At 64.7% G+C, this 21,507-nt stretch carries 18 protein-coding genes; 5 read left to right on the top strand and 13 right to left on the bottom strand.

What is annotated here, in order from left to right:
- Positions 1–80 precede the first annotated feature (80 nt).
- Both VNK82_02285 and VNK82_02290 read right to left on the bottom strand, forming a co-directional pair.
- Positions 81–1,394: a serine/threonine-protein kinase gene (locus VNK82_02285; protein HXE89769.1), complete on the bottom strand. Its 1,314-nt coding sequence runs from the start codon at positions 1,392–1,394 to the stop codon at positions 81–83.
- A 234-nt stretch (positions 1,395–1,628) separates the two neighbouring features.
- Positions 1,629–2,138 (bottom strand): hypothetical protein, encoded by a 510-nt coding sequence (locus VNK82_02290; GenBank protein HXE89770.1) that lies wholly within the window; start codon positions 2,136–2,138, stop codon positions 1,629–1,631.
- Positions 2,139–2,354: 216 nt separating this feature from the next.
- Here VNK82_02290 and VNK82_02295 point away from each other — a divergent pair, with 216 nt between their 5' ends.
- Positions 2,355–4,067, top strand: a complete 1,713-nt coding sequence (locus VNK82_02295; GenBank protein ID HXE89771.1) for a TonB family protein — start codon at positions 2,355–2,357, stop codon at positions 4,065–4,067.
- Positions 4,068–4,406: 339 nt separating this feature from the next.
- The gene (locus VNK82_02300) at positions 4,407–4,940 is read left to right on the top strand and encodes a DoxX family protein (GenBank protein ID HXE89772.1); all 534 of its coding nucleotides are present in this window, start codon (positions 4,407–4,409) and stop codon (positions 4,938–4,940) included.
- A 158-nt stretch (positions 4,941–5,098) separates the two neighbouring features.
- On the opposite strand, the gene VNK82_02305 is transcribed toward VNK82_02300, so the two are convergent.
- The 11 genes from VNK82_02305 to VNK82_02355 form a co-directional block, all read right to left on the bottom strand.
- Entirely contained in the window at positions 5,099–7,339 is a 2,241-nt protein-coding gene (locus VNK82_02305) for a hypothetical protein (protein ID HXE89773.1), read from the bottom strand.
- A 76-nt stretch (positions 7,340–7,415) separates the two neighbouring features.
- Positions 7,416–9,116, bottom strand: coding sequence for a M28 family peptidase (locus VNK82_02310; protein ID HXE89774.1), 1,701 nt, complete (start codon positions 9,114–9,116; stop codon positions 7,416–7,418).
- 115 nt (positions 9,117–9,231) lie between these two features.
- Positions 9,232–9,729: a TlpA disulfide reductase family protein gene (locus tag VNK82_02315; protein HXE89775.1), complete on the bottom strand. Its 498-nt coding sequence runs from the start codon at positions 9,727–9,729 to the stop codon at positions 9,232–9,234.
- A 52-nt stretch (positions 9,730–9,781) separates the two neighbouring features.
- Positions 9,782–10,765 carry an A/G-specific adenine glycosylase gene (locus VNK82_02320; protein ID HXE89776.1) on the bottom strand — a complete coding sequence of 328 codons (984 nt, stop codon included), beginning with the start codon at positions 10,763–10,765 and terminating at the stop codon, positions 9,782–9,784.
- A gap of 93 nt (positions 10,766–10,858) precedes the next feature.
- On the bottom strand, positions 10,859–11,443 hold the full coding sequence (locus tag VNK82_02325) for a hypothetical protein (protein HXE89777.1): 585 nt from the start codon (positions 11,441–11,443) through the stop codon (positions 10,859–10,861).
- Positions 11,444–11,449: 6 nt separating this feature from the next.
- Entirely contained in the window at positions 11,450–12,979 is a 1,530-nt protein-coding gene (locus VNK82_02330; protein ID HXE89778.1) for a pilus assembly PilX N-terminal domain-containing protein, read from the bottom strand.
- A gap of 11 nt (positions 12,980–12,990) precedes the next feature.
- Positions 12,991–13,833, bottom strand: a complete 843-nt coding sequence (locus VNK82_02335) for a type II secretion system protein (protein ID HXE89779.1) — start codon at positions 13,831–13,833, stop codon at positions 12,991–12,993.
- Between the two features lie 13 nt (positions 13,834–13,846).
- On the bottom strand, positions 13,847–14,434 hold the full coding sequence (locus VNK82_02340; protein ID HXE89780.1) for a prepilin-type N-terminal cleavage/methylation domain-containing protein: 588 nt from the start codon (positions 14,432–14,434) through the stop codon (positions 13,847–13,849).
- Between the two features lie 8 nt (positions 14,435–14,442).
- Entirely contained in the window at positions 14,443–15,057 is a 615-nt protein-coding gene (locus tag VNK82_02345) for a prepilin-type N-terminal cleavage/methylation domain-containing protein (GenBank protein HXE89781.1), read from the bottom strand.
- A 219-nt stretch (positions 15,058–15,276) separates the two neighbouring features.
- Positions 15,277–15,741, bottom strand: coding sequence for a nuclear transport factor 2 family protein (locus VNK82_02350; protein ID HXE89782.1), 465 nt, complete (start codon positions 15,739–15,741; stop codon positions 15,277–15,279).
- A 76-nt stretch (positions 15,742–15,817) separates the two neighbouring features.
- Positions 15,818–17,953: a radical SAM protein gene (locus tag VNK82_02355; GenBank protein HXE89783.1), complete on the bottom strand. Its 2,136-nt coding sequence runs from the start codon at positions 17,951–17,953 to the stop codon at positions 15,818–15,820.
- A 322-nt stretch (positions 17,954–18,275) separates the two neighbouring features.
- On the opposite strand from VNK82_02355, the gene VNK82_02360 reads away from it, so the two are divergent.
- The 3 genes from VNK82_02360 (at position 18,276) to VNK82_02370 (ending at position 21,454) form a co-directional block, all read left to right on the top strand.
- Positions 18,276–18,932: a hypothetical protein gene (locus tag VNK82_02360; GenBank protein HXE89784.1), complete on the top strand. Its 657-nt coding sequence runs from the start codon at positions 18,276–18,278 to the stop codon at positions 18,930–18,932.
- 2 nt (positions 18,933–18,934) lie between these two features.
- Positions 18,935–19,393, top strand: coding sequence for a hypothetical protein (locus tag VNK82_02365; GenBank protein HXE89785.1), 459 nt, complete (start codon positions 18,935–18,937; stop codon positions 19,391–19,393).
- Positions 19,394–20,044: 651 nt separating this feature from the next.
- Positions 20,045–21,454: a hypothetical protein gene (locus VNK82_02370; GenBank protein HXE89786.1), complete on the top strand. Its 1,410-nt coding sequence runs from the start codon at positions 20,045–20,047 to the stop codon at positions 21,452–21,454.
- Positions 21,455–21,507: the final 53 nt, after the last annotated feature.

Here is a 21,507-nt window from a genome sequence, read left to right on the forward strand (position 1 = left end):
GGTGCGCCAACGAAACGCGCAGCGGAAGTCTCGCCGGGCGGCACGTTGAAACTGGCGGAAGCGCTCGCCGGGCGGGCCGATCAGGAGCGCGGCAGGGGGCGTCCGTGCAGGCGCGCGTTCAGCTTGGCCTCGACGCGACGCACCGGCGTCAACAGCAGGGAGCGCAGAACCAGCGCCGCCGCCGCCAGCGCCAGCACCATGAAGTCCCAGTGACCTGACCGCAGATTTACAGCAATAAGGTCATGCGCCAAATGCAGCGGCGGTTCGGCGACTGCCTGGACGGCGGTCAGGAACCAGGTGTCCGCGATGGCTTCCGGACGCACCAGTCCACCCGCGACGAAGAAGTAGGCGACGAAAGAAATCGGCCACAGCAGCATTCCCACCGAGAGCCCTTTACGCAGCCCGCGTATTGCCAGGTACCAGTTCTTGATGCCGGGCTCAGCGCGGGGCGCAACCGGCGGCGCTATCGTCACATACGAGGGCTGGCTGGCCTTCTGCGCCACCAGCTCCAAAGCCGGACGGATGGCCGAAGCAGTCAGTTTGTTGGCGCTCAGCGAGGCCTGGATGTTCTTCAGCCGGTCGCGGACGTCGCGGGCCGCGGGGCGGCAGGTGCGGTCCTTCTGCAGGCAGTTGCGGATCAGCCGGTCGAGTTCGGGTGGAATCTCCGGGTTCAGGCTGGGAATCGAGGGCGGCTCCTGGCTGAGGATGCGGGCCAGCGTCGCCTGCGGCGTGGGACCGGAAAACGGCGTCTTGCCGGTCGCCATCTCGTACAGCACCACGCCGAAGGAAAAGATGTCCGTGCGCGGGTCGATCTCGATGGCCAGGGCCTGCTCCGGCGACATATGGCTCACCGTGCCCAGCAGCGTTAGGCCCGTAGTTTCGAACGACGAGCGGGTCTCACCGGGATCGCCGATCGGATCGCGGTCGCGCAGCTTGGCCAGCCCGAAGTCCAGGATCTTCACCTGGCCGCGCGGCGTCACCATGATGTTTTCCGCCTTCAGGTCGCGATGGATCACGCCATGCTCGTGCGCCGTGACCAGGCCTTCGGCCACTTGCACGGCGATCTCCAGCAACTGCCCCACCTCCAGCGGACGGCCGTCCATCATCTTCTTCAGCGTGCGGCCTTCCACGTACTCCATCACGATGTAGCGCGTGCGGCCTTCCACGCCGAACTGGTGGATGGTCATGATGGAGGGATGCTGCAGGCGGGAAGCGGCGCGGGCTTCACGCAGGAAGCGGGCCTCGCCGGCCGGATCGGGCGTGTCGGGCGCCAGCAGGGTTTTGATGGCAACGGGCCGGTCCAGATTCACGTCGTGGGCACGGTACACTACACCCATGCCGCCGGCACCAATGCGGTCTTCGATGCGATAACCGCCGAAGGTCGAGCCGATCATGCTTCCTTCGCTGCTTCGGGAAGCAACCACAGAGCCCGGAGGAGGTTCAACAGCCAGCTCGCCGCCCTTCACGGACGGAGAGTTCGCTACCCGAATACACACCCGCCTACGCACACGGTAGGTCGCAGCAGGGCTGGGTGTCAAGGTCAAAAGCGGCCTATAGCACTTTGGTGCTATGTCACACATTCCGCTTGTCTTCCGAGCGACTCGGCGCTTTTTCAACAGGGCTGTGGATCAGCCCTTTTTCGGGGCCGCCGGAGGGGCGGATTCCATCATCGGTTCGCCCTCCGGCTGGAAGGACTTGAATTCCACTTCGCGGAACTTGCTGGACGCCTTTCCCTTGGCGTCGGTGGTGAACTTGGTCAGGATACCCTTCAGGACGAAGTAACCCTCGTCGGCTCGCTTCTTGTTCGCAGCCCTGGTCACCTTGCCCTCGAATTCGAACCAGACGCCATGAATCTTCCGCGTGGTGAACTTCAGCCTGTCGCCCTCGAGCGAAGCCTTGTCGAAGAGCTGGTCGAGAAAGGTCTTGCCGCCTCCCGGCTCCTCGTTGAAGCGCGAGACGTAGCCGGTCACTTTGCCTTCCTGAACGTTGATCTGCAGATACTCGCCTTCCTCGAGAAAGGAGTACGCGCCGGAAATATCTTCGAGGGGCGCAGCGGTTGCAGCCGGGACTTGCGGGTTCGCTGCGCTCCCGGGCGGCGCGGTTTGCTGCGCCACCGCCAAGGTTGTCGCAACGAGCAAAAGCAAGATCCATCGAGCCTTCATAAGCGTCACCACGCTCTCTCATTAGACCACGAATCGCGCTTCCGGGCTGACACGCTGCAGTCATCGCGCAGAAGTCGGGTTTTCCCGTCCCAGCGAAGCGGCTACCCGTGCCGCGAGCCGCGGCAGGGCTCGGCTATAATCCTCGTTACTCGGCGATTTCCGCCGGTCCCGCAGTCTATGCAGAGCGGCCCGATGGTTACCGAAGAACGCGCGTCTGGCGCCGTCTCCCCTCCCACGCCGCCTACGCTGCTGGTGGAACTGGAGCCGTGGGGAAAGGTCTTCCGGCGCAATCTGCGGGACCTGCTGCTGCCGCGGCGCGAAGCGCCGCTGCGCCTGACCTCGAGACCGGCGGCGTTCTGGCCGGATGTCTTCGTCCCTACGCGGCCTCCTTACGCGAGCCTGCGGCAGTCGTTCCTGTATCACATTTTCGTCATCCTCACCATTGTCACCTTCCCCACGCTGTGGCGGATGCGGCCGCAAGCGCCGCCTTCGGCCACCGGGAACCGGACGCTCACGTATTACGAGGTTTCCGAGTACCTGCCGTCGCTCTCCACCGGCAGCGCGCCGGCCAAAGTGGCGCGCAAGGGCCGACCCAAGTACGCGCGGCAGCCCCTCATCTCCATCCCCGCGCAGCCGGATAATTCCACGCAGACCATTGTGAATCCCGCAGCGCCCAAGATCCTGCTCGAGGAAGTGAAGATTCCCAACGTGGTCGTGTGGACGCCGGTACCGGCGCCGGCCCCGATCGCGGCCACGGCCCGGCCGACTTCGCAGTTGACGCTGCCCTGGCTGGCGCCGATGGTAGTAGCGCCGCCGCCGGAAGCGCACCGGCGCGACGCTGCGTCGCTACCCAAGATGCCTGCACCAGCGGTGGTCGGCGCGCCACCCACACCGGAAGCTCTGCAGCGCAGGGTCGGAGAGCTGAACATTGCGCGCTCCCATCCTGCCGTGCTGATTCCCAGCCTGCCGGTTCCGGAACAGCGCGCTTCCAGCGGCGAGAGCGAAGGCGGCAACGCCCCGCCACCTCCCTCGACGCACGGCGCAGGCGGCGGAGCCCGGGCGGCGGGTCAACTCATCGCCCTGGGCCTCTCTCCCACCGCGGTCGGCGGGCCGGTGGAAATTCCCCCGGGCAGCCGGCGCGGCATCTTCGCCGCCACGCCCGAGGGCAGTCCGGATAATCCCGGCACGCCGGAGATTGCCGGCGGCGGCAGCGGTCCCGGCGGCACCGGCAGCGGGGAAACCGGCGGACCGGGGAGCGGCACCGCGACGAACCCTTCCGGCGTGTTCATCGGCGGCGGGCCACCAGCAACCGGGCCGGTTGCCGTGGTAGCCGGCGAGAGCAACCGTGCGGGCGGCGGTGGCGCGGTCACCGCCCCGGGTAACAGCGTCACGCGTGAGCAGTTGCTGGCAGCGGCGCGCGCCCCGGCACTGCCTCCCAACGTGGTGCGAGAGACGGCGCCAGCCACGAATGCGCCAACGCGCCCGGCCGCGGGCAGCGTCGAGAGCCAGGTCTTCGGTCCCAAACGCTTCTACTCGATGACCATCAACATGCCCAACCTGACGTCGGCAGGCGGAAGCTGGATCGTGCGCTTCGCGGAGCTGAAGGAAACCACCGACCGCACCGAGCTGACTGCGCCTTCAGCCATGAACAAAGTGGACCCGGCATTCCCTGCAGATTACATCCGGCGGCGCGTCGAAGGGCGCGTACTGCTCTACGCGGTGATCCGTGCCGACGGCAGCGTGACCGATGTGCGCGTCATCCAGGGCTTCGACGACCTTCTGGATGAAAATGCGCGCCTGGCCATGACCCGCTGGCGCTTCCGTCCAGCCACCAAGCACGGCACGCCGGTGGACCTGGAAGCCATCGTGGAGATTCCCTTCAAGGCGCGGCCAAGCACGTTCTAGCGGCAGGTCTCAGTTGGCAAGTGTCAGGGATGCGCCCGGTCTGTACCCAAGGGTCCCCCTCCCCGTATCCACCATCTTTAGAATCAATGAGTTAGGGGCAAGGTCTTGATTCTATAAGAGGTAAAAGTATATGCAGAATCAACGGGTTAGGGTGGCATCTGCCAAAATCTTGATGTCAAAGAGCTTAGAGAGTCGGTCTTTGATTCTGAATAACTTATCTCATTGGCATTTAGCCAACATACTAACAATATCAATTTGGATGGGACTTGTCAAGGGAAAGTTGCCCGATTCGTCTAGCCTTTCGCGTACACCTGGCCATCCAACTTAGGAGGAGGAATCATGTCGACTCATACTGTTACAACTTTCCCCACCCGCCCCGAGGCGACACCGGACGTGCAGGTTCCGGCTGCACCGGGAAGCGGTTGGATGGGGTATGTAGTGGCTGCGGGGCGCGTGCTGTACTCGGCAATCTTTCTACTCTCTGCGGTGGGCCACTTCACGAAGCAAACAATCGACTATGCGGCGCAACAGGGAGTGCCGCTGGCATCCATCGCGGTGCCAGTCTCAGGCGTTCTTGCGCTGTTGGGAGGGTTGAGCGTTTTGCTGGGTTACCGTGCGCGCATCGGCGCGTGGCTGCTGGTGCTGTTCCTGGTGCCGGTCACGCTGATGATGCATAACTTCTGGGCGTTCACGGACCCGGCGATGGGGCAACTGCAGTTCGTCATGTTCCTGAAGAACCTGTCGATGCTTGGCGCCGCGCTGATTATCGCGGGTATGGGAGCCGGGCCGTTGAGTCTGGACGACCGACGTTTGCGTCGCCGCAGATTCCTGGCGCAGGTTGAAGAGGAGTTCGAGGGCATGCGCGCGGCATGACAGAATGAAAGTCTTCCTTCCCACCCTGTCGCTCCAACGGCAGGAGCGACAAGGGTGGGGCAACCCCCGCCAGTTCCAAGGCTCATTAGCCCATGTCTGCGCCGAACAGCATGGCGCAGACATGGGGCACCGTCGGCACCATCGGCTGGGAACGAGAATCAGGCCTGCCTTGCGACGCGCACCGGCGCGCCCGATTCCACGTATTCGTAGATGGCGGCGTTGGTGCAGACCTCGTAGTAGCTACGCGGCGTCCACTCCTTGAGGGAAAAATCGCGGGGATCGACGTGGGCGATACGGGCTTCGCGCACCACCAGGCGGTGGAACATGCCCGCACCCACGGCCACCATCCCGCTATGGAGCCGGACGGTTTCGTTCTGCCAAAGAGTAGGAAGCTGAGTTTCGTGCAGTTCGAGCGAGATTTCCTGCTGGAGGCGGCGGAAGGCGGCTTCGTTGATGTGGATACCGCCGACGTTGTAGTGCAGCATGAGCTCTTCCGGTGCGCCGGCGGTCTCCACGTCCTCCACGGTCTGGAAGGAATAGACGTTGAACAGGCCGCTCTCTGCGCCGAGCAGCTTGCGGGCGCCCTTGCTGCAGGACGAGAGGCGGTCGCTCTCGTTCAGGGCGCGGGAGATCATGATGCGGTTGTTGCCGTCCATGAGATAGAGCGGGGCGGAGTCCTCGAAGCAGATGCCGATGCCCAGCTCCAGGATGGGCAGCCCCGCGGGCCGCGATTTCTGGTTGTAGGCCTGCACGATCTCCAGCATCTCGCGCGCCAGCACACAGGCCCGGGCCACGCAGTTGGAGGGCTCACCCTCGCGCCCGAACAGCGCCAGGATGATGGCATCCCCTTCGATGAAGACCTTGCTGGCGCCGTACTTGGCGAGCAGCTTGTTCACCGGATCGTAGAAGTTGAGGCTGAAGTAGGAAGCCGGGTTCAGGCCGCGCTCCATGAGGGTGCGGGTGAGCGTGGTGGAATCGCGGACGTCGGCCTTGATAACGACGTGGTGGATGACCTTGTCCTCCACCGGCTTCTGCTCCTCGGCCAGCAGGAACTCGTAGAGGGTGCTGTTGATGGCAGAAAGCTCACGCAGCTTCTCGTTGGCCACCACGTTGACCGAGTCCATGGCGGAGGTGAGCGCCTCAAAGCGGCGCAGGTCGCGGTGGTAGCGCATGAAGTCGCCCAGGAAGCGGCCGGCCATCTTGGCGCGCTCCGCGCCCTTGCAGTTGCCCACACGCTTGACGGCGGCGTTGAGGCCGTCGGCAGAGATCTTACCGTGCTCCTCGAGCAGGGTCTCCACCCGTTTGCGCTCGGTGCGCGAAATGAGCGCGTTCTTGAGCTGCTGGGCGTTGATGGGGGGCGAGTACTGGGCCAGCAGCGGCACCGCCTCATAGGAGGCGATGACGTGGTCCATGACCTGCTGCTTTTCCAGCAGGTCCACCCAGGCGTGGAGCAGCGCTTTCTGCGACTTGCCGCGGGGCGTGGATTCATCGGGCGTGCCGCCGGCGGTGAGTTCCTGGGCATTTTCCGGGGCGCTGAAGAAGGGATCGAGGGCGCGGTCGTCGTCGGTACCGCCGTTGGCCGAGATGTTGAGCGAGCGCAGGAACTCGCAGCCGATCTCCAGCATGGTCTGGAAGCGGTCGGGATCGCGTTCGTAGTTGCCCAGCATGACGTAGTGTTCGGCGTTGAGATAGTCGTCGCGCCCGTCTTCGGTGAACAGCAGGCGGTTGAGCAGCAGATCGTAGTGGGCGGCGCCGGCGGATTCGCCGAACAGGGAGCGCCGCGTGCGCGAGAGCGTTTCCTTCTCAATCTCGCGCAGGGTCTCGAACAGGTCCTGACCCACGCGGCGCAACAGCGACTTCTTGCCGATCTGCAGGGCGGCAAAACGCTCGCGCATCTCCATGATGCGCGAGGGCTGATTGGGTCCTTCGTAGCCCTTGAGCTTGGTGCGGCAGCGCTCCAAGGTCTGGGTGAACTGGGCGTTGAGCTCGCTGCGCAGGAACTTGATGACGGCCAGGCGGGCCAGCAGGTCGATGGAGACGTTGTTCTCCGCCTTGGCCCGGTTCAGCGCCGCCAGATGCAGCTCCAGCAGGCTGCGCTTGAAGTCGGCCGGCTCGGCCTTGGGCTTGGCGGCCTCCGGAGGACGGAAGATGGAGGGAGGCCGGGAGAAGGAGACCTCTTCCGCTACTAGGTCCTGCACGTTGCCGTAGCGGACGATGAGGCGGGCGATGTGCTGGCGGGCGGTTTCGGCAAAGCGCGGGCTCAGAAAGACGTCGTGCCGCACGTTGTCCACGCCGGCCACCAGGCCCTCCAGACGCAGCGAGGGCGTGTAGGTGTTCAGGCTGAGTTCCTTGGCGTGGTCAGCCAGGCTGCCGCGTTGCAGGAATGAGAACGGCGACATGGGCCAGTGGCAAAGTGCCGGGCCAGCAATCTACCACAAGAGTCCTCGGGTCATCTGGTCATCTGAAAGGACTGCCTCACGGGGCGGCTAAGGCCTTGCGGCTGGCCTTGCGGGCGGCCTCGAACTCGTCGCCGGGCAGCCACTCGACGCCCTGGCGCAGCAAAGCCGCTTTCCAGCCCAGGGTGAAGCCGAAGCGGGCCAGGGTTTGCAGCGTGGCGAAGTCCATGTCCTCCCGGTACTCGTCGCCGGGCTGGTGGTAGCGCTTGGCGGTGTACTCGTCGCGCTGCTGGCGTCCCCATTCCAGGGTCTTTCCCTTGTACTTGAGGCCGGCTTCGACTGAGAACCCGGGCACACCGACGCGGGCCAGGCTGAAGTGGTCGGAGCGATAGTAATAGCCGGCGGAGGGATTGGAATCGGGCACGATCTCCAGGCCGAAGCTCTCCGCCGTGGACTTGACCACGGGATAGAACGTGGTGCGCTCGGAACCCGAGACCTCGACCTGCTCGGGCTCGCCGCGCGGCGGGATGCCGTCGAAGTTCAGGTTCAGCACGATGCGGGCGGCGGGGATGGGCGGATGCTTGCCCAGGTATTCGGAGCCCAGCAGTCCCTGCTCCTCGGCGGTGACGGCGGCGAAGAGGATGGAGCGCCGCGGGCGCTCGGAGGCCTCCGCGAACACGCGCGCCATTTCCAGCAGGACGGCGCAGCCGCTGGCGTTATCCACGGCGCCGTTGAAGATGTTATCGCCCGCCATGCCGGGACGAATGCCCAGGTGGTCGTAATGCGCGGTGTAGATGACGGCCTGGTTGCGGTACGTGGCATCGGAGCCCTCGAGCTTCGCAATCACGTTGCTCGATTCGAAGCTGCGCACCTTGGTCAGGACGTGCGCCTTCAGGCGCAGCGGCAACTCGATGGGACGGAAGCTGCGCGCGCGGGCCTGCTGCATGAGTTCATCCACGTTCTTGCCGGCGGCGGCCAGCGCCTTGCGCGCCACGTCCAACTGGATCCAGGAAGCCGCCTTGAGCTTGGGACCGCTGGCTTTCAGGTCGGAGCGCTCCCCGGACCAGGAGTTGCGCACCACGTCCCAGCCGTAGCTGGCCATGTCGGTCTTGTGGATGAGGATGGCGCCCACGGCGCCGCGGCGCGCCGCCTCCTCGAACTTGTACGTCCAGCGTCCGTAATAGGTGAGCGCCGGCCCTTTGAAAAATCTGGGATCCTCAGAAGGCGGTTCGTTCACCAGCATGAGCAGCACTTTGCCCTTGAGGTCGGCGCCCTTGTAGTCGTCCCATCCGAACTCAGGGGCGGAGACGCCGTAGCCCACGAAGACCACGGGCGCGTCGATGTGGGATTCGGTCACTTGCGTCTGGTCCATGATGACGTAGTCGTCGAGCATGGTGAGCTTCATCTCCGCGCCGGAGGCCGGAACGATGGCGAAGGTGGTCTGCGGCTCGGTGGTCAGGCCCACCAGCGGGACGCGCTGCATGAACGTGCCCTGGTCGCCGGCGGGCTTCAGACCGTAGGCGGCGAACTGCTCGGCGATGTACCTGGCCGCAAGGTCGCCGCCGGGCTGGCCGGTGCCGCGCCCCTGCAGGCGGTCGTCGGCGAGGTAGCGGACGTGGGCTCGGATCTTCTCCGCGTCAATGGCCTTCACCGCGCGGGCCACGGCGGGAGAAGGGTCGCGTTCCGCGCCCATAGCCTTGCGCTTCGAGCGCTGGCTCTGAGGGAAAGCCCCGACCGCCGGGACCAAGAGCAGAAGGGTGAACACAACGACCTTCAACATGCGCATCAGGGGGAACCTCAATCGTGAGATGAACCTTCTATTCTATGCGATGCCCCGGCGTGGTTTGTGTTGGTTTCGGGCGGGACCCGCGGACCGCGGGTCAGTTCTTCGACCCTCAACCGGCCATGTAGTCGACGACTTCTTCCCCGGGCGCGAACACCTGCGCTTTGGGGACGGCGGCGGCTGCGGCCAGCCGCTTGTTCAGTTCGTCGATCTCCGAGCGCAGCCAGCCTACCGTGACCTGTTCCACCCTGCCCTCCGGCGAGATAAAGAACAGCGAAGGCACGTTGGTGAGACCATAGGAGTTTGAGACCGGGTACGTGCGGGTGTCGTCGAGATAGAGAGGGAAAGTGATGCCGAACTTCTCGGCAAACTGCGCTGTCTCCTCGCGCGGGTTCTGCGAGATGCCGACCACGGTTACCTTGTCGCTCGGGTAGGCTTGATAGAGCCGCTCGAGGAAGGGGAAAGTGTACTGGCAGGTGGGGCAGGAAACCTTGAAGAACGCCGCCAGCACGGGGCCGCGCTGGCGCGCCTCCGCCAGCGAGAAGCGGTCGCCATTCATGCCCGGCAGCGAGATCTCCGGCGCCGGCTTTCCCTTGCCAATCGAACCCATTTTGCAGCCTCCCTGACTATTTTAGTTCGATGACGCCGAACCGTCTGCGGCTTCAGCTTTCGAGCAGGCCTGTGTTTCGGAGGATCTTGCGGGTCAGGCCGGTGAGGGGGAGCGAGGCCAGACGCGAGCGCGGGATCCAGCGCCCGCCTCCAGGGCGCGTTCCATCGAGCGCCACCACGCGCACGGTGTAGTCGGTGCTGGTGATGGCATGGCGCAGCATGGCCAGGACCGCCGGCACAGCGGCTTGGTTCTGCGCAATTTCCGGGAGTTCCCACATTCCCGGCATCAGGGATGCCCGTTCGGGACGCCGCATCAGGTAGACGGCCCGTGGGGTGACGGCCAGGCCGTACGCGATCTGCCTCTTCCGGCGGCGCAGCCGCGGCGCCGGCTCCAGCGCGCCCCGCGTCCGGCACCAGGCCGCCAGCGGACACGCGGCACAGAGCGGCACTCGCGGCAGGCACACCGTGGCGCCCAGCTCCATCATCGCCTGGTTGAAGTCGCCGGGACGGTGCTGGGAAATGAGTTCTCCCGCGGCCTCCCAGAGGGAGGCATGGGCGCCCTTGCCGGGAGCGCCCAGCAGGCGGCGCAACACGCGTTCTACGTTGCCGTCCACCACGGCGGCGGGCTCGCCGAAAGCGATGCTGGCGATGGCGGCAGCCGTGTAGCGCCCGATGCCGGGAAGCGCGCGTAGTTCCGCCGCCGAGCGCGGGAAGCGCCCGCCACGCTCGCGCACCAGCAGGCGCGCGGCGCGGTGCATCGTGCGCGCCCGACGGTAGTAACCCAGGCCGCTCCAGGCGGCCAGTACATCCGCCCTCCGCGCCGCTGCCAGGGCGCGCAGATTAGGGAAGCGCCGCAGGAAGTCACGGTAGCGCTCCTGCACCACAGCCACGCGCGTCTGTTGCAGCATGATCTCGGAAACCCAGACGCGATACGGGTGGCGCGCACGCCGCCAGGGCAGGTCGCGCCGGTTCCGGTCATACCAGGCCAGCAGCTGGGCGCGCAGGCGAGGCACGACGCGGACAGGGGGGCGGGCCATAGACGCACAGTATGCCTGAGCCGCGCGCCGGCATGTAACAATCAAACAAGAAGGCCGGCACCAGGCCGGCCTGCGTTTCAAGTACAAACTGCACTACTGCGGTGGTGCTTCTCCTTCCGGCTTCTTGCCGGAGCCAGCCGCGGCCGCGGCCTTCTCGGCTTCCTCGCGCTTGGCGCGATAGGCGGCCAGGTTCTCTTTGGAGCGTTGCAGCGATTCCTGGTAGAGATTGCGGCGGAACTCGCTGGTCTCGGTCTCCAGTTGTTTTTCCAGCTTCTCGATGTTCTTCTGGACCGCGGCTTCGTCGGCCTTGGCCCTCTCCAGGGCCGCCTTGGCTTCCTCAGCCTCGGGAGAAGGAGCTGCGGCTTCGCCCTCGGGTTTCGTCGCTGCCGCCTCAGACCCCGCGGGCGCCTCGGTAGCCGCTCCGGCGCTGGAGCCCGCTGGCGCTGCCGCAGTTGCTTGCGCTGCCGACTCCGAGCCCGGAGGCGCCTTGGGCAGGTCCTCCGAGCCATACACCTTCTTGGACTTCGTGGCGTCCTGCTGCGCCTTCTTTTCCTTGTTGCGTCGCGCCAGCTCGCCCAGCGACGGCTGGTCCTGGTTCTGGGCCAGGGCCGGGAAGCACAACGCCAGGCACGCCAGTGCGGCCAGTAGCGTGCGAGTCAATCGGGGAAGAATCATCATGACCTCCTAATAATGGACCTCGCGGTAGGCGATGATCGTCGGTGGTTGCGGCGCCTGCTTCTGTTGCAGCGCGCACAGGTCGTAATTGATCACGGCGCTGCCGCCCAGTACGGTATTGTCCAGCGACTGCTGGCCGGCCAGCACCGCCCCTACGATGTTGGTAGGGTTCGCGCCGCCGCCTGTGAAGGCCACCACGCCTTTCACCAGGATCAAGCCGTAGAACTGCAGGCCGCCGTTGATCTCCAGGTCGCCATCCACCACTAAGATGCCCGCTCCGGAAGCCGCGTTGGTCAGCTTGAGATCGCCGGGAACGTACGTGATCTGGTTGACCACCCCGATCGGGTTGCTGGGGTCAGCCGGAGGAAAAGGACTGGGCAAGCCGCCAAACTGCTGGTCTGGGTGCGTGCCGCAATCGGCAGGCGAGCCGGAACAAGTATAGTTGTATGGCGGGCCAGTCACGTTCACCGCGGTAGGATTGCCGCCGAAGGTCTCGACCATGGACGGGATGTCGTAGAACCAGGGCTGGTTCTGCGCGATGGGCGGATCGGGACCTGCAATGACAGTCTCCGATGAATTCGGATTGTCCACCGTCTGCGACGAGTAGATGGCCCATTTGCTCTTGTCACAGATCTTTCCGGGGCGATCCACACAATCGGTCTTTTTCACTCCTTTCACGACCGTCGTGGTACATAGGCACGAGCACTGGTCGTAGCCATTCACTGTGAGTTGTCCGCTCAGGCTGACGTGGTCCTGCGAATCCACGGCGGCGTTGGTGATCATGGGCGGCTGTTCCGCCACTTCCATCTGCACCATGCGGCGCGCGCCGGTGCGCGTGACCGCCAGCGCGGTCAGCACGTACACCGGGCGCATGTACATGAATTGCGGCGGCGGCGGGTCCGAAGAGCAGGTCGCGTATCCGGCCGGCAGCACTTTTTCGTTCAGGCCGTCAAAACAGACCTGCGTGTCATAGGTACCGGCGTTCGCGCCCCCATCCACGTAGTACGGATCGCCGGTGCGGTTGGCCTTGGCGGTGATGCGCACCCACTTGTACTCCAGCGCGGCGGCGCTGCTGTTGAAAGGCGCGTCGCTGGCCAGGAACGGCGCGTACACGCCCGGCGAGGAGGCGGCCGTGGTGCACTGCTTGCCGGGACCCGGGTTGGTCATGCCCAGGCCGGACAGGTTCTCATGGCAGAGCTGGGTGTCGAAGTAGCGGCTGCCCGGCACGTTGGGCGTTACCGTCTCTCCCGTGGCGGGATTGGTCACATAGATGACCGAACCGGCCATCGGCGGCAGCCCGGCCGGCCCGGTGATCCGGTGAGCGCCGGTGTTGCTGACGGTCATGCGCTCGCGCACCTCCGCCAGGCCCGCCTGGGCGGCAAAGAAGGCGCGCTGCTGCTCCCGGTAGTTGAGATTAATGCTGGTCTCGGTGTCGGACATGTACATCAGCCCGATTGCGATAGCCGAAAGCAGCATCATGGCGAACAGCGCCATCAGCAGCGCCACGCCCCGTTCCCCCTCACTACGATGCGGTTTCATGACAGTTCTCCCTAGTTCTGTAGCCGGGCGGAAGCCGTGAGCGAGACTGCGGGACGCATCAGCGTCTGCGGATCGGGCGTCGCCGCCAGCACATTCATGGTTACCCGGATGGTACGGATGTTCTTGAGGGCCGTGGGATTGGTGTTGATGTCGACGGGCAGCGTGACCGCAAACCCGTTACGGTCAAACGCCTGGAAGACGGGCTGCGTCATGTAGGGGCCATAGACCGTGTCGTTGGAGATGCTGGTCACTCCCGTGGCCGACGCGTAGGGGCTGGTGGAGGAACAGGCTCCGCCCAGCGGGTTGGGAAAGCAAATGGAACGCGAGCCATTGGGGCCGGTCCCGCCGGAGCCTCCGCTGTTCACGATGTTGCCCACCATGCCGAAATAGCTGGTGGGCTGGCTCAAGGGTGAGGTCCCGTGGATCTTGATCACCTGGCTGCGGCGGATCGTGCACGGACAGGTGCCGCCGGGACCGGTCGCCAGCGTGTAGCGGATGCTGTCCACCTGGCCATCGCCGTCCACATCCGCTTCAAAGACGATGTCGCTGTTGCTCACCGACACCAGCCCGGCCGCCACCCGGCGGTCGTTGATCTTGGGGTTGAGCGTGATGGCGCCGGGCTCGTACATCTTCAGCCCAGGATACCCGGCCTGGTGCAGGTCGCGCACGAAGCGGTCCATGAAGTTGCGCGCCTCCTGGAACACGTCCAGCTTGGCTTCCTCGGTGCGGAATCGCTGCTGCACCCGGATAATCTCGCGGAAGACCACGCCCATGACGATGCTCAGGATGGCGATGACGGTCAACAGCTCGATCAGCGAGAAGCCTCGCTCGTTGCTTGCCCGATGGTGTGCCATGGTATGTGCCTCGCTAAAAGCCTGCGATAGTGCGCAGGGTCACCGGGCGCGCGAAATACTGCAGCTGCTGCGGCCCGCCTGCGCGCGCCCCGATCTGCCGCGCCGACACCGTCACCAGCTTGGAGAAGGCGCTGATGCGCCGGATGTTCCAGCGCACGTCGTAGGTGGCCTGCGTACCGCCGGCGCCGCAGGCCACGAACTCCATCTTGTAGCCCACCGGAACGCTGGCGTAGAGCTGCGTGAAGTCGATGCTGCCGGTGCTGTTGTCCACGTTGGCTCCCGCCTGGTCGCCCGGATTCGGACCCACGGCGGTGGCGATGGTCCAGGTCTGCGGCCCACCGGCCGAAGCCGGCCTGCAGTCCACTACGCTGATGGGCGCGCCCACCACCACCGATTGCGCCGCCGCCGTCTCGGTGACCATCTGCGAAAGCGCCGTGGCGGTGGTGTCCAGCTTGTTGCGGTTGTTGCTGGCGATGGCGGTCGAGATCAGGATCATGGTGGCCATGAACCCCACCGTCATCACCACCATGGCGATCATCAGCTCGATCAGCGACATGCCCGCTTCGCGCGGCTCTTCAACCGGACGTCTGCTCGCTCGCATAGCGCCTCCTACTGCCAGCGGTTCCCGCTCCAGATCCAGGTGCGCACGCGTCCGCTGGGCGAAATGGTCACGGCCGCGTAGCCGGTCGGATTCCAGGTGTTGGTCTGATAGAGGTAATAGACGAAGCCCACGCGCTGCTGGCCGCCGAACGCCACGCTGCAACCCCCGTTGAAGTCCCATACGCAGGGGTTCCCCTGGCCATCGAACCCCATTCTCCACCACTCGTTCTGCGGCACGAAATCCAATTGCATGGTGGTGGTGTCGGGTCCCCAGCCCATCCACATGCCGAGCGGCATCTGCGCCACCAGGTCGCGCTCATTGGCGTCCACGGTCCAGTTGGCCGGATGCTCCTCCACGAAAGTGGACACGTAGTAGCTGCTGCCGCCGATCCAGTTCCAGGTGAAGCCCAGCTTCTCGATGCGGTTGTTGCTCAGCGCCTTCATGCGCACCCGCTGCACCATCTGGGCCTGCGCCGTGGCCGCTGAACGCAGCCGGAAGTTGGCCACCGCCTGCATGATATTGGGCGCAGCAATCGCCGCCACCACCAGCATGACCACCACCACGATCAGCAGCTCAACCAGCGAAAAACCGCCCGATCGTTTGCGAAACTCGCTCTTCTTCATCGGCAAGTCCTTCGGCGCGCCCTCTTCCGGGCGCAGCGCGTTCCGCCCCGGCTGTCGGCCGGAACTGGCCGCGATGTTAGCACTACTGCATCCCAGCTTCCACTCTGCCCCCATGTCCCATCATGTCCTTGGTAAACATGAACTTGGCCTCCGTGCCGGCCTCTTGGACATTGGCGAGCGCATAGTGATTCTGTTACATTTCGTTACATTTTTGGAAGGTTACTTCCGTTGCTGACCTTCCGGAGTCACCGGCATCCAGACCTGCACGACCGCAATCCAGTTCGTCCCCACCTGCTGCCACACCGACAGCATCTGCCGCGTCGCTGCTCCCATCGGCTGTCCCTTGAGGGTGCCCTGCATGGTCATGGTGTAGGTGAGCACCATGTCATCGCCATTGGGAGTGACCTCCATCTCGCCGATCGAGTAGTCGGTAATTTCCAAACCCTTGAGATATTCCATGTGGGCGGCGCGGTCGCGTTTGCCGTTGGGCGTCACCACCACCAGGTTGGCGCCCAGGCGTTTCTCCACCTCCGGCCAGTTGCGGGCCTTGATTTCCTGCCACAGCAGGCGCTCGAACTGCTCGGCGCCCGTCGCACTGCTCCAGGTGGGCGACTGTTTCTCCTTCCACATGGTGCAGCCGTCGAGCAGGAAAACGACAAGCAGCAGAGCGGAGGCTTTCGGCATGGGCGAGATTCTACTCCGCGAATGCGGGAAAAAAGAAAGGCCGCCCGCGGGGGGCGGCCTTCCGACAAGACGCGATCTAGTCGCCGTACACCTCTTCCTGTTCCCGCACCGGTTCCGCCGACTCCGCTGGCTGAGCGGCAGGTTTGGCAGCCAGAGAGTTGAGCGGCACGAAGCCGTTCGTCTCCGGAGCCTGCTCTTTCAGGACCACCTGGCGATAGAGCCTGGCCATGCGCGCGTTCTCTTCTTCTTCGCGCAGCTTGGCGGCGCGAGCGCGGAGTTTTTCCTCGCGGGCGTTCTTGGCGATGCCCAGCCGATCCAGGTCGTGCTGCTCTTCCGCGTTGACGTGCTCCTGGTTGAGCCGCAGCAACTGCTGTTCGGTGGTTTCCAGGTTCACTTTCTTTCCGCCGGCGAAGATCTCATGCCGCCCATGCTCTTCGTACCACCGGGTGAGGGTGGCGGTCATGTGCATCTTCTCGATGATGTTGCGCCAGCCGATGCCGGTGTTGTAGGCGCAGAAGCTGATCTCCCCCTCCTGCGTGGCATAGGGGATGATGCACTGCTCGGTGCGGCGGAAGTCGTAGTTGAACAGGTCCTGGAACCACATGCCGGCGACGAACAGGATGTTCCAGCGGTCCTTGCGCCGCTTCTCGATGTCCTCCCTGGTGCGCTCGCCGGAGACGTTGCCGTACTTCTTGCCCTGCTGCGCCTTCTTGGTGGCGCCGAAGCCCTTGTCGAACTTCATCAGCAGGTCGAAGATCGTGAAGTGGGTCGTGGTCTTGAACGGGTTGTAGTTGCGCATCACCGCCAGCGCCATACCCAGCAGCGACAACCCGCGGCCGCGGCCGGCATCGGTGATGCGGCCCACGTCCTTGGCCAGCTGGTCCACGTTCAGGAACGAAGTCAGCGGCGCCGCTTCCTTGGTCTCCTTGTCCACCATGATGGCCATGCCCACCCCGCAGTTGGGGTGGCAGCCGCAGCTCATCTGGCCCCAGTTGGCTTCCGGCCCGTGCACCAGGTCGGCCCAGTCGGAGAACGTCGAAAGGAAGCTGATGGGGAACCAGTCGCGCGCCGGTTCGCCCAGCCCGGTCTGGTTCTTCACGTCGTGCGCCAGGTGGCTGAGGGTGTAGCGCTGCGCCATGCGCCGCTCGTCGGTGATGGCCTCGTCGCGGCCGGTAAAGCTGACCGGCTGGAACGACAGGAAAGAGATGACCTTCGGGTTCTCCAGCGCGAACTGCACCAGCTTGCCCACCTGCTCGTTGTTGATGCCGTTGATGATGGTGGTGACGGGCACGATCTCCACGCCGGCTTTCACCAGGTTTTCGATGGCGCGCAGTTTCACGTCGAACAGGTTGCCCACCTTGCGGTGCGCATTGGCGGCGTTGCCGATGCCGTCGAACTGCAGGTAGGCGTAGCGCAAGCCGGCGTCGGCCGCCTGCTCGCAGAACTCGTAGCTCTTGGCGAACTCGATCCCGTTGGTGGCCGCCTGCACGCTGTTGTAGCCCACTTTGCGCGCGTAACGCACCGCATCCAGGAAGTAAGGCGAGAGCGTGGGCTCGCCGCCGGAGAACTGCACCGACATCTGCCGCTTGGGCTTCAGTGAGATGGCGTTGTCCAGCACCGTCTTGATCTCTTCCCAGGTCAGCTCATGCACAAAGCCCACCTGGTTGGCGTCCATGAAGCAGGGGTCGCACATCATGTTGCAGCGGTTGGTCAGGTCCACGGTCAGCACCGCGCCCCGCCCGTGCTTGATGGTCGAAGAGCCGTGACGATGCAGATGCTCGTCGGCGTGCGCGCGCATGTCGCGTCCCGGGAACATCTCCTCCAGGTGCCGGTAGAACGCCGTATCGATGGACATGATGTCCTCGAAGTGGCCGTGCTTGGGGCAGTCCTTGATCATCCAGATCTTGCCGTCGCGCTCGACGATTTGCGCCTTGATCTCGCCCACCCGCTCGTTGAGCAGCACTTCGTGCGGCAGCTTGCCGTCCAGGATCTGCTGGCGGATCTCCGGCACGCAGCGCGGGCACAGCGAATCCGTGGTGCGCGGCCAGCCCAGCGGCGGCTTGGTCTTCTGGTAGGACTTCAGGATGGGCTTCTCCGACCACTTGGGCGTGAAGGAGGGATTCGGGCGGTACTGGTTCAGCCAGTCGTACACTTTCCAGCCGCCCTTGGCGGCTACGGTCAACCCGAATTCGACGAACTTGATCGGCTTCATCGTGTGCGTTTCTCCCTACCGAGTTTGTGCGCCCACCGGTTCCTTGCTGGCGCGGAAGCACAGTCCTCCCGCGTCATTAATCCTTCAGGCTACAGGGACTTGCGCCGTCGCCCACCAAGAAACCCCGGAAAGGTGAGAAATCGCGGCTCAGTGGCGGGCTTGTGCATTGAACGGTGCGCTGGTTTTTGTCTGCTAACCCCTTCGGAATCAACAAGAAAACCTGCTTCCAGGCGGCGTCATCCGGGACGCGCGCATTCTAGCAGACCGCTGCCGCTCGTCGCTAAGGAATTTGCTATCCTGACACCTGAGACCTGATACCTGAATGTCCCATCCGCATCCCAACCTGTTTGTCACCCTGCACGGCATTCCCTTGCGCATCGAGCTGCGGTGGCCGTTCCACCGTGCCACCTCCGGAGCTGACTTCTACGTACTCCACGGCGATGTCCAGTTGGAGGACGGGAGCGGCCTGCGCGCCCAGGTTTCCGCCAACCTGACGCTTACCTTGGCCGGAGAGCTGCCGTCGCTCGAGCCCGTCCACGCGGAATCTCTGGTCATCAACGCCATCCGCAAGACGGTGGACAACGGCCAGCTCGAGTTCCTGAAGTCGGCCAAGCTGCAGCCGGTCGAGGTTTCGTCCCGCTACTACGCCTTCCGCGAAAAGAAGATCCGCTTCCCCACGCAGAAAGAAGAGGACGTGGTCGGGCTGCTGCGTCGCAAGGTGTACTGGCTTGCGGTCCGCCTGGGCGCTCCCAAAGTCTGGCTCGCCGATCCGCACGATGCCAGCTACGTGAACCTTCCCGCGGAGAGACTGTTGCAACTGGCACAGGGGTTGGCTGATGCAGGCCTGATGCAGATGGAGGGCGAGTACGCCACGCCCACCGCCGCGCTCGCCGCCATGCAGGAAACCCTCCAGCACGAACTGCAGGCCGGCCTGGCGCGCACCAAGGCGCAGTACAATCCGTCGATGATCGCTTCCTGACGATGGAATACGCCACCATCACCGAGATGGCTCAGGACTTCGCGCAGGGCGCCGTCGATATCGCCCGCGAGTTCCAGGTCGAGCTCGACTACAGTGAACAGAGCCTCGAGCGCGTGGAGTTCATCCTCGCCCGCTTGCACGACGAGTTGCGCGGAGGCCCGCCGGGCGTATCGTCCGCCGAGGCCGTCGCTCCGCCCCCCGACCAGATGGAGATGATGTGCAAGCTCTGGGGCGGCTACCTGGGCGAAGTCGTGCGCCGGCGCTGGGGCGGCGAGTGGAGCGTCGAGACCTATCCCGGCGCCCTGTTCGCCACCCTTACCCTCACCATCGGCTCCGCCAAGCTGTTTCCTTCCATCAAGATCTACCGGCGCCTCACCGAAGGCGAGCCCGACAACATCTGGACCTTCTACCAAGCCGTGCGCGAAAAACTGGAAGCCAAGCCCGGTTCCTCCGTGCAGTAGGCTCCCCCGTTCGCGCCGGTCCCGTTGCCGTTCCCTGTTGTCGTTTTGGTCTTGTCATCCCGAGTCCGCCGCGGCAACCGAAGAATCCCTACACCTCAGAAATCGCAGGTTGCACGCAAGCGTACCACTTGATGGTTGCTCGGCTTTCACCAGAAAGTTGATGGCCTCGTTTCGTGCCAGCTCACGCCGAGTCCCGAAGGGACGGCAACTCGATAGCCCGGCACGTCAGTGCCGGGTAGCGATAGCAAAAGCGCCATTGAGTGCCGTAGGCACGACACCGTCTCGGCCCCATCACCGACGCTGCCATCCCGAGCCGCGCTCCCATTGCCCGAGGGAGTCCGCCGTGGCGGAGGCGGGATTCCTGTGGTCGTAGATTCCTCGCGAGAGTGTAGGTTGCTCGCTGATAGGCCACGTATCAAGGCACGACTTCAGTCGTGCCGACGCCTGCGCCTCTCTCACCCCCGCTGCCATCCCGAGCCGCGCTTCGGCGACGAAGGGAGTCCGCCGTGGCGGACGACTGAACGGCGGGAGCGCGAGCGAGGGATGGCAGTCTCGACTCGCCGAATCCTTCAAAATCTTCAAAAATCATTCAATCCGAGATTCCTTGCGCACCCGGCAAGTGCACGGTACAACCATCACACGGAAACGCCCATGAAGCTTCCTGACCTCTTCCGCTGGCAAGGCACGGTCGACCGTGGCACCTACACCCTGGTCGGCGTAGTCGGATTCGCCATCAAGCACAACCTCGACCGCATCGTCGCCTCCTGGGTCTTTCACAAGGAATGGGGCATTTTCAATTACTACATTCCGCCGGGACAGGCGCTGCACGTCACCTCGCTGCCCCGCGAGGAAGCCGTGTTCTTCGCCACGATGGTCGCGATCTCGCTGCCCTTTATCTACGTGGGAGTCGGGATGACGCTCAAGCGCCTGCGCTCGGCCGGGCTGCCGGAGTGGCTGGTGGTGCTATTCTTCGCCCCCTTCCTGAACCTGCTCTTCTTCCTGCTGATGGCCGTGATCCCCGCGCGCGCGGAAGTGGCGCGCGCCTTGCCGCCGCACAGCCGGCTGCTTGACCGACTCATACCGCGCTCTGCGCTGGGTAGCGCAACCATGGCGGTGCTGCTCGTGGTCCCGTTATCGCTCGGGGTGCTGCTGCTGAGCACCAACGTCTTCAACGACTACGGCTGGGGACTGTTCGTCGGCTTGCCTTTTGCCATCGGTCTGGCTGCGGTGCTGCTCTATGGCTACCATGCGCCGCGCGGATTCCCCGGCTGCATCGGCATCTCCACCCTGGCCGTAGCGCTGGTCGGCGTGTTGCTGATGGCGGCCGCCATCGAAGGCCTGGTCTGCATCCTGATGGCCGTGCCGCTGGCCGTGCCGCTGGCCTGGATCGGCGGCGCGGTCGGCTACGTGATGCAGCGGCGCCCGTCACATCCGCAGCCTGCTCCGGCCACTCTCGCCATGCTGGTCCTGGCAGTGCCGGGACTCATGGGACTGGAGCATGCGCGACCGCTCGAGCCGCCGGTCTTTGCCGTCGAAAGCGTGGTCGAAGTGAACGCGCCGCCCGCGGTAGTGTGGCAGAACGTGGTCGCCTTCGCGCAGTTGCCGCCGCCGACGGAGTGGCTGTTCCGGGCCGGGGTCGCCTATCCCACGCGCGCCGTGATCTACGGCAGCGGGCCGGGCGCGGTGCGCCACTGCCAGTTCTCCACCGGCGCCTTCGTCGAGCCCATCGAGATCTGGGACGCACCCCGTCGCCTGGCCTTCCGCGTCACCGCGCAGCCGGCGCCCATGGAAGAGTGGACTCCTTACGAGCAGGTCGACCCCGCGCATCTGCACGGATTCCTCGAGGTGCAACGGGGCGAGTTCCACCTCATCGAACTGCCCGGCGGCCGCACCCGCCTCGAGGGCACCACCTGGTATCGTCATCGCGTATGGCCCGCCAGCTACTGGAAGCAATGGGCCGACTTCGCCATCCACCGCATCCACTTGCGCGTGCTGCGCCATATCCAGCGGCTCTCGGAAGAGAAGGCGGTCGCCAACATTCCTAAACGCTCCTTACCGTAGAGACGCAGCTTGCTGCGTCTCCCTGAGACGTTGCAAGCAACGTCTCCACCTAA

This window comes from Terriglobales bacterium, from assembly GCA_035573675.1.
In the GTDB taxonomy this organism is placed as follows: Bacteria; Acidobacteriota; Terriglobia; order Terriglobales; family Acidobacteriaceae; genus DATMAB01.

Bases quoted from the DNA above. Each gene is read 5' to 3' on its own strand.
- VNK82_02285 (HXE89769.1), bottom strand. From the start codon at position 1,394: ATGATCGGCTCGACCTTCGGCGGTTATCGCATCGAAGACCGCATTGGT.
- VNK82_02295 (HXE89771.1), top strand. From the start codon at position 2,355: ATGGTTACCGAAGAACGCGCGTCTGGCGCCGTCTCCCCTCCCACGCCG.
- VNK82_02300 (HXE89772.1), top strand. From the start codon at position 4,407: ATGTCGACTCATACTGTTACAACTTTCCCCACCCGCCCCGAGGCGACA.
- VNK82_02305 (HXE89773.1), bottom strand. From the start codon at position 7,339: ATGTCGCCGTTCTCATTCCTGCAACGCGGCAGCCTGGCTGACCACGCC.
- VNK82_02310 (HXE89774.1), bottom strand. From the start codon at position 9,116: ATGTTGAAGGTCGTTGTGTTCACCCTTCTGCTCTTGGTCCCGGCGGTC.
- VNK82_02315 (HXE89775.1), bottom strand. From the start codon at position 9,729: ATGGGTTCGATTGGCAAGGGAAAGCCGGCGCCGGAGATCTCGCTGCCG.
- VNK82_02320 (HXE89776.1), bottom strand. From the start codon at position 10,765: ATGGCCCGCCCCCCTGTCCGCGTCGTGCCTCGCCTGCGCGCCCAGCTG.
- VNK82_02325 (HXE89777.1), bottom strand. From the start codon at position 11,443: ATGATGATTCTTCCCCGATTGACTCGCACGCTACTGGCCGCACTGGCG.
- VNK82_02330 (HXE89778.1), bottom strand. From the start codon at position 12,979: ATGAAACCGCATCGTAGTGAGGGGGAACGGGGCGTGGCGCTGCTGATG.
- VNK82_02335 (HXE89779.1), bottom strand. From the start codon at position 13,833: ATGGCACACCATCGGGCAAGCAACGAGCGAGGCTTCTCGCTGATCGAG.
- VNK82_02340 (HXE89780.1), bottom strand. From the start codon at position 14,434: ATGCGAGCGAGCAGACGTCCGGTTGAAGAGCCGCGCGAAGCGGGCATG.
- VNK82_02345 (HXE89781.1), bottom strand. From the start codon at position 15,057: ATGAAGAAGAGCGAGTTTCGCAAACGATCGGGCGGTTTTTCGCTGGTT.
- VNK82_02350 (HXE89782.1), bottom strand. From the start codon at position 15,741: ATGCCGAAAGCCTCCGCTCTGCTGCTTGTCGTTTTCCTGCTCGACGGC.
- VNK82_02355 (HXE89783.1), bottom strand. From the start codon at position 17,953: ATGAAGCCGATCAAGTTCGTCGAATTCGGGTTGACCGTAGCCGCCAAG.
- VNK82_02360 (HXE89784.1), top strand. From the start codon at position 18,276: ATGTCCCATCCGCATCCCAACCTGTTTGTCACCCTGCACGGCATTCCC.
- VNK82_02365 (HXE89785.1), top strand. From the start codon at position 18,935: ATGGAATACGCCACCATCACCGAGATGGCTCAGGACTTCGCGCAGGGC.
- VNK82_02370 (HXE89786.1), top strand. From the start codon at position 20,045: ATGAAGCTTCCTGACCTCTTCCGCTGGCAAGGCACGGTCGACCGTGGC.